We start from the raw sequence: 2,040 nt of genomic DNA, 5'->3' as shown, positions 1-2,040 counted from the left end.
CAGCGGCGGCGGCTCCGTTTCGTCTATTTCGACGGCACCAATTTGCGCGGCCTGAGCTATGCCGAGCTTCGCGAAGGACCGCCGTCTTTGCTGTAGGGTTCTTCGGCGCTGCGTGGTGGGCGACGATCGCTCGCCAACCGATACTGTCGTCCTGGCGAAAGCCAGGACCCATACCGCGAAATCTATCAAGGGGGCACGCGGCCAGTACCGCCCACGCAACTACGGCTTGGGGTAATGGGTCCTGGCTTTCGCCCATGGGCGCTAAGTTAGTGAACCCATGGTTTGATAGCGTCGTTTTTTCCTGGGTGGCTCGCGCAGGTGGCGGCGGAGAACGGAGAGGGACCGGCGAAGGCAAGCCATTGTGGGCTGCGGAATGATGGCCTGCAGGAGTGAAGCAATGAGCTGGCGGAGTAGTCGCCATGCGGCCGGACGGGTCAGGCGGCGTCGGCCAAGCGGGGAGAGTCCTCGAGTTCGTCGACAAGCGGCTCGAGCAGAAGAATGATCAGCAGATGAGCAAGGATGTGAGGTCTGGCGGACCGTTCGTCAGTTCCCGGCGGCCCCTTCAAACCAATCAAGCTCTTCAGTCGCTTGAAGCCCAGCTCGATCCGCCAGCGCAGGCGATAGAGGGCAAGAACATCATTCATCGTGAAGTCATCCGGCGCAAGTGATGTCACCAGGATGACCCAATCGGCCGCCTCAAGCGTTTGTTTGGAGAGCTGATGGCCTCCCTTCTGCGCGGTCCGGCGCGCCTTGCGTCGTGCCTCAGCAGCGGCTTGTTGCGGCTTCTTGTTGGCGACCAAACGCAAGGCGAGAGCCGGGCCGCGCTTGGGTTTGATCCAGATCGGACAATCGAGCAGACCTCGTTCCGCCGCCTTGCGCAGCTCAGCGATAAGATCGATCGCACGGCCTTTGCAATCGAGCCAATGCGCGCTCTTCCAGCCAGCACGAATGACAAAGTCTGCACCGGCCTCCATCAACCTTGCCATGCGTGCCGGCTGCAAATAGGCCCGATCGGCAAGGCGGATCTCGCCCGCAACCGCCGGGATCCGGTCGAGCCTCTCCCCCTCCTGCTGATCGGTCAGTTCGAAATGGCCAAAACGTTCCTGCGGAAGATCGAACGCACTGTGAATGCGCCACACCTCATTCTTCCTGGCATCTCGCCCCTTCTTCGGCACTGTCGTCGCATCGATGATCCGGATCAGGCGACCACGGCTCGCCTTCGGGGCGGCGGCAGCAAGCGCCTGCCCCACCAGCAGCGCCAGCCAATCCCCACATTGACGCAAGCGGTACAACAACGCCACGTTGGAAATATCGACAAGGCCGACCGAGGCGGCCCATGCCGCCGTCAACCGCAATCCACGCTCACCCAGGCAATAAGCCAGGATCAATCGGAGCAAATCCACCGCATTGCCGACCTCGCGCGCGCGCACGAATGCCTTCGTCTCGCGCGCTGTCAGCTTGAGCGCCTCTGGCCCACCGAGCCGCACTACAACGCCTGTCCAGTCTCGGTTCACTAGCGATTCGGGTGTCATCCCATGCTGGAATCACAAGCAATCCCGCACCACAAGCTTATTTTAGCGCCTATGGGCTTTCGCCAGGACGACAGCGGGGGCGTGGCGGGCGCCTGCTGCCCTCACGACGACCGCTGTTCCAAATTTGCCTCAAAACTGGCATAGCTCAGTCCACGTTCAGTGGGGTGAGCATGGCTAAAGCGGTTCTCGGTATTATCGGCGGTTCCGGGATTTACGATCTGCCCGGTCTGGAAAATGCCCGCGAGGAGGCGATCAGGAGCCCCTGGGGCGAGCCGTCGGCGCCGGTGCGGCATGGCACCATCGCAGGCCTGCCGATCGTGTTCCTGCCGCGGCATGACAAGGGCCATCGGCTCTCGCCCTCCGACATCAATTACCGCGCCAATATCGATGTGCTCAAACGCGCAGGCGTCACCGACCTCGTGTCGCTGTCGGCCTGCGGCTCGTTCAAGGAGGAATTGCCGCCCGGCACCTTCGTGCTGATCGATCAGTTCGTCGACCGCACCCACCG

General features: G+C 62.2%; 2 protein-coding genes. One reads left to right on the top strand and one right to left on the bottom strand.

What is annotated here, in order from left to right; all coding sequences use genetic code 11:
* Nucleotides 1-434: 434 nt before the first annotated feature.
* Complete coding sequence (locus tag JOZ76_RS27845; protein ID WP_291704135.1) at nt 435-1,487, bottom strand: IS4 family transposase; 1,053 nt, start codon at nt 1,485-1,487, stop codon at nt 435-437.
* A 215-nt stretch (nt 1,488-1,702) separates the two neighbouring features.
* Here JOZ76_RS27845 and JOZ76_RS27840 point away from each other — a divergent pair.
* A partial coding sequence (locus JOZ76_RS27840) for a phosphorylase family protein (RefSeq protein ID WP_441300114.1) occupies nt 1,703-2,040 on the top strand: 338 nt, incomplete at its 3' end.

Source organism: Bradyrhizobium sp. (assembly GCF_019244115.1).
In the GTDB taxonomy this organism is placed as follows: domain Bacteria; phylum Pseudomonadota; class Alphaproteobacteria; order Rhizobiales; family Xanthobacteraceae; genus Bradyrhizobium.
This window is presented reverse-complemented; position numbering and strand designations above follow the sequence as displayed.